Origin of the sequence: Legionella tunisiensis (assembly GCF_000308315.1) — a bacterium.
GTDB lineage: Bacteria > Pseudomonadota > Gammaproteobacteria > Legionellales > Legionellaceae > Tatlockia > Tatlockia tunisiensis.
In genome coordinates this window covers 1-5,057 of record NZ_CALJ01000029.1, presented here as the reverse complement: position 1 = coordinate 5,057, position 5,057 = coordinate 1, and the positions used below count along the sequence as shown (strand labels likewise).

Genomic DNA, 5,057 nt, shown 5'->3' with positions numbered 1-5,057 from the left:
TAGGATTACCCGCTAACTTACTACGAGAAGCCTCTTCTACTGCAGCATGGGCTTGAACAGCAAACTGCTCCGTAGTAAGTGTACCACTCTGGTGATAATCTTTAATGAGTCTACATAGTGTTTTATGAAATTCTTTTGCTAATTCAGCATCTCGATGGTTGTCGGCAGTAAGTTTTTTGTTTCCTCCCCAACAGTATCATTCACCAACCGTTCAAATTCGGACATACGGGTAGAGGCTAATAGGGCGCCAATATCTGCAACATCTGCAACATCTTCAACGTTTTCAACATTTTCACTTTCTCCATAAAGTAAGGAGAAATGATAATTATCTTCCTGGTGTTCTGTATCTTTCTTAAGATTCTTTTTTATACTTTCTATGCTCTCCATAATTGCATCCTCTGTAGTTAAAAAGACAATAGATTTACTCTTTTAAAGAAGACAAAAGATTGAATAACTCATTAACCATATGATAATCTAGGTTTTTTACACCAAGGAAGGACTATAGATTATAGCTGTTAATAAGTTGGGGGTTATTCTAAAGATTTTTTGCTTGGAGCAAGAAATGTTTTTGAGATAGATGACGTCTTTACCGGCCTGTGAAAATCATGGGGGCAGACTGAGGTTCCCCCAATAAAACGGATAAAAAATTTAGGATGCATCTCTATATTCAAAATCAGCTGGGCTGATGTAATCTAAATATGAATGCCTTCTGTGTCTGTTGTAAAATATCTCGATGTATTCAAATAAGCTTTTCCTGGCTTCTGAATGATTCCGATATCGTTCATCACCAACCAGCTCTGTTTTCAGTGTGCTAAAAAAGCTTTCAGCCACAGCATTATCGAGACACTCTCCTTTGCGACTCATACTACAAATTAACTGATTCTCTTTCAACAATGCCTAGTAATAATTTGAAGCATAAGTACTACCTTGATCTGAATGGACAATCACGTTTTTGACTTTTCCTCGACGCAAAATAGCCATAGTCAATGCATCTTTCACAAGTTGAGCGTTATTTTTATCGCTCATTGACCAGCCAATTACTTGTCTAGAAAATAAATCTAAAACTACTGCTAAATAAAGCCAGCCTTTTTGAGTAGGGATAAACGTTGTATCAGACACCCAAGCTTTATTTTTCTACAACGTTAAAGTTACGCTTTATCCGATCAGGTGCTGCTTTTAAAGTATTTTTTGAATCTGTTGTAATAACAAATTTTTTGCCATTTTCGATTTTATGCCCCATTCATTCATCAATCGGGCAACTTTATTAATACTGATAAATTCACCATCATCTAACAAATCGCGATGAATCCGTGGCGAACCATAAGTACAGCGACTTGCTTGTAACTGCTCTGAGAGTAGTTCACAGTTTTGCTATTATCTTGTTCCCGCGTAATTTTTTGCGTTATGGAGCTAATTATTAGTTGACTCTCTTTAACAGAGACATTGACTTTACTATTAGCATCTTTTGGTAATTTATCTGATAGATAATTTCATTTTTACTTTCTTTAATTTCAACAGTATTGGCACCACCAGGCTGTTGCATTTGTGAAAATCGATCCTTCATAAATTGATCTATAGCTCTTTGCATTTGCATCCTGTGCTTCAAAATATCATTAGGTGATTGAAAGAAGGAATCAGGATCCAAGGTTACTTGCTGATTACTCGTTTTCACTTGATTATTTTGCTTCGCCACAAGTGCCATGGCTCCTTCAGGTACCATAGTGATAAGAGGGACAGAGACTAAAATAGGAATCAGTTTGTTTTTCATATAAATCTCCTTTCTAAATGGAATATCAAACGGGGATATCAAACGTTCAAATTTTGGATAGGCAGTTATGAACTAATCATTACAACCCTTATTTCAAATCCTCTTCTGTTTTATTTTCCTTCAAAAAGGTATTCTCTATATCGAGGTAAATTGGACGATTTCAAGTAATCCAGGGATAATGGCGGGCATTTTACCAGTTTAGGATGTTATTTACACTGCCTTATATTCCATCAGAAAATAAGTGGGGCTAGGGCTTGAATCTTGTATTCACATCAAAATTCAAGTTCTGCCTGTAGTGAATACCTTGATTTCACTATGTTGTATCAAGGCTACGCTTCCCGGATGGAAACCGAAGGCTGTAATCCGGGAAGTTATACCTTCAACATTAATGAACCAGAGAACTCTCGACCATCTGCCGCAGCATCGTAGGCAATACCGGCTTCACATGCACATGATTCGCCCCTAAAGCCAAACACTGCTCCCCTAACGATTCATCCACATGCGCTGAAATAACAATGATAGCCGTATCTTTATGTAAAGGATTCGCACGAATCAACGGCAAGATTTCCTCACCGCGTTTATCCGGTAAACCCAAATCAAGCAGGATGCAATCGAAGAATTGTGTTGTGAGTGTATCCAACGCTTGCTGTGCTGTCTCTGCCAAAGTTAATTGATAGTCGTTACTCAATGATGACCGATACATTTGTTGGCAAATAAAATTGTCTTCAATGATTAATACTTGTGCCATGATCTATTCCTTTTTTATTGTAGGTTGAGCGCCTTGCCCAACAGTGTACTGTTTTCCCCGCGCAGGCGGGGAACTACGGGTTTTCCACGGATTCTAGTCAGGCGGCCTCAACTCCCTATAACGTAAACCCTTCGCTACTGCTTCCGCAATATTTTTACACGTAAGTTTCAGAAAAATAGTATTGCGATGCCGTTCCACCTGTCGTTGCGACAATTCAAGAAAGGTAGCTATACTTTTTCCGAGAGACGATAAATACAAACACTGCTGTTCCCGTGTCGTTAAACATTCATCGATACAAAGCGGCCGCTGCACCCACGATTGAGACAACAAGGTTTGCACTTCAGCAAGCTGCTTGTTAGTAGGATTGGGATTACCCAAATAACTCAAGTAATCTCTGGCAAAGGCTTTAAAAAACTGCTTTTGTTTCGCAGTATGATAATTAATAAAAGCTTGTTTGTTAACCCTATTGTTTTCTATGTTTTTCTCCAATGTAGGTTGGGCGCCTCGCCCACCTACCTCTAAAAGGGCTCTGGAAAAAACCATGTATTAATTCCGTTAGAACGCAAAAATTCATTTAGCATATTGGCCTCAACTTAATGTTGGCTTGGGTAGAGGCGCCCTCAAGTTGGTGTATCGACCCCATTTGTGTGAGAATTTAAGGTAAGACATAAAATGTCTTGCTAAAGACACATATAGATTCAAAATAATACTATTAGGTCTAGCGTTCCGGAGCTTGCGCTGTGATGCAAAAACAGGAATTCCAGTGCTTAAATCTTGTACTTATAATCCCTAATTTTCTTTTGTGGTTGATCCTTTTACTGTTTTTATAATATTTCGTTACGCAAAGTAATACAGACTAGGGGCTTTGAGTTCCTACTCACCATGTTCTAGGCGTTCAACAAATATTGATCGATAAAGTTATGGGCGAATTAACCATAAAATGTCCGCTTTTTTTGCGCTATAGCACAAGTTTCGGAGCACTAGGCCTATTAGCTGTAGGGTCAACGCCTTCAACGTCCAATAATCGGTTGACCACGTCAAGATGGCATCGCTTTGAAACCTATGAAGGCTGCCCTTTCTACTCAATATTTAAAAAATGATCGGTTTTAATCTTTGATGAAATCACCCTGTGCTTTTTTGTGTAACAAGTTCTATTAATATTCTCTTAAGTATCTTTATTTATGATAGGATTTTTTATTAATTTTGATTTCTTATGCCTAAACTGAGTAATTTTAATCTTTTAAACCAAGTTATTGATAAAACTAATTCCCTGGTCCCATTTAGCGCTAATAAAGGCCGTTCTCACGTAATTAAATCGGTATTAATCCATGCGGTAAGGAACAAAGTCCCTCGCCATATTAAGAATCAAATTAGCGCTTTGAATTTGGATCCTGGTTATACTCCTAGGTCTTCGAGTAAAAAACCATAAAGATGGAAAAATAGTCGAGGGAAGACTTATACAACCAACCTAAATCGGCTTTTTTCTGATCTAGACAGAAAACCAAAATCTCGCTATTACAAATACCACCAAGATGGCACTCCCAAAGACATCAAATCAACGGTGGAAAATAAAGCTAAGAATAGTATTAAACATCGCATTGGAAATTGCGATGAATTAAGTGATGTTGCAGCATCCCTTCTCTTTGACGTTGTGAGTGAAACACCACTGTTCTTTGAAAAATTTTCTTTCCTCGAAAAAGCAGGATACGACCACTGTTTCTTGGTGGTTAATCGCAGCCCGAACTCCGATCCGCGAGATATCACTACATGGGGACAAGAGGCGCTGATTTGCGATCCTTGGGGTAATGCGGTATTTGATGTGTCTTGGATGTTATCGGGACTGGCTTATCAAAATCGGATGTTCGATTATATTAATTCTGGCTTACAAGACCCCAATGAGGCATTAGAAATTGAGTATAGATTTGAGTCTGGTATAGGCCATACTCTTCGATGGCAGGAGAAACATAGAGGAAGTCTATGGGAGATGGACGATTATTGGCTCGAAAATAAAAAAACCGGGTTATCATTCGGCTCAGAATAGGGTTTTCTCGCATATCCAGCCCAAACTGGCAATGAAAAGGAACGTGTATAATACAACCCTTTAGAACAAGACACCTGTTTCAATAAGCAGCCGCCCTTGCGAGAGTTTCATGCCATTCTGACCAAAGGCAAAACCTGCAGTAATATTATTTTCTCTCACAAAGGAAGCCTCCCCTCGCGCAAAAAAGATGCCTCGCTGGTAAGTTGGTGTCACCGTCAGCGACCAGGCATTACTCCCAGGACCATAGGCCACATTGGTTCCACCTGTTGTATCAATGTATTCAGCGTGACTAGCGATGCTCCAATGGGTATCAAAAGCAAATTTTATCGCTAAGGCAACGCCATAAGTCGATGCCGAGTCCAGTAGACCTATACTGGCGTCCTTAGGCACATGAGTAAATTGTAATGTGGGGTTAATAGTCAACCGGCCGGAGGTATAAGAATAAATCAAATCATAAATCTGACTGTTATTCTGTGCCAATGGGGTCACTGGACTGGATT

9 protein-coding genes are annotated in these 5,057 nt (G+C 39.1%); 1 reads left to right on the top strand and 8 read right to left on the bottom strand.

Translation table 11 applies throughout. The annotated features are described in order from the left end of the window. Window positions 1-138: 138 nt before the first annotated feature. From BN58_RS02260 to BN58_RS02235, 7 genes are all read right to left on the bottom strand, one after another. Window positions 139-387 (bottom strand): hypothetical protein, encoded by a 249-nt coding sequence (locus BN58_RS02260; protein ID WP_019215461.1) that lies wholly within the window; start codon window positions 385-387, stop codon window positions 139-141. A gap of 261 nt (window positions 388-648) precedes the next feature. Next, a complete protein-coding gene (locus BN58_RS37400) occupies window positions 649-864 on the bottom strand; it encodes an IS3 family transposase (protein WP_083852081.1) in 216 nt (71 codons plus the stop codon). Between the two features lie 33 nt (window positions 865-897). Continuing rightward, window positions 898-1,119: a DDE-type integrase/transposase/recombinase gene (locus tag BN58_RS28000; protein WP_019215460.1), complete on the bottom strand. Its 222-nt coding sequence runs from the start codon at window positions 1,117-1,119 to the stop codon at window positions 898-900. 57 nt (window positions 1,120-1,176) lie between these two features. Further along, a complete protein-coding gene (locus tag BN58_RS37395) occupies window positions 1,177-1,296 on the bottom strand; it encodes a hypothetical protein (protein ID WP_019215459.1) in 120 nt (39 codons plus the stop codon). 121 nt (window positions 1,297-1,417) lie between these two features. Then, window positions 1,418-1,768 (bottom strand): hypothetical protein, encoded by a 351-nt coding sequence (locus BN58_RS21370; RefSeq protein WP_083852079.1) that lies wholly within the window; start codon window positions 1,766-1,768, stop codon window positions 1,418-1,420. Window positions 1,769-2,153: 385 nt separating this feature from the next. Further along, window positions 2,154-2,516, bottom strand: coding sequence for a response regulator (locus BN58_RS02240; RefSeq protein WP_019215458.1), 363 nt, complete (start codon window positions 2,514-2,516; stop codon window positions 2,154-2,156). 93 nt (window positions 2,517-2,609) lie between these two features. After that, entirely contained in the window at window positions 2,610-3,059 is a 450-nt protein-coding gene (locus BN58_RS02235) for a response regulator transcription factor (protein WP_019215457.1), read from the bottom strand. 1,018 nt (window positions 3,060-4,077) lie between these two features. Between BN58_RS02235 and BN58_RS02225 the strand changes: the two genes are divergently transcribed. Further along, window positions 4,078-4,557, top strand: coding sequence for a hypothetical protein (locus BN58_RS02225; protein ID WP_019215455.1), 480 nt, complete (start codon window positions 4,078-4,080; stop codon window positions 4,555-4,557). Window positions 4,558-4,617: 60 nt separating this feature from the next. Here BN58_RS02225 and BN58_RS02220 read toward each other — a convergent pair. Next, on the bottom strand, window positions 4,618-5,057 hold a 440-nt coding region (locus BN58_RS02220; protein WP_019215454.1), incomplete at its 5' end, for an outer membrane beta-barrel protein.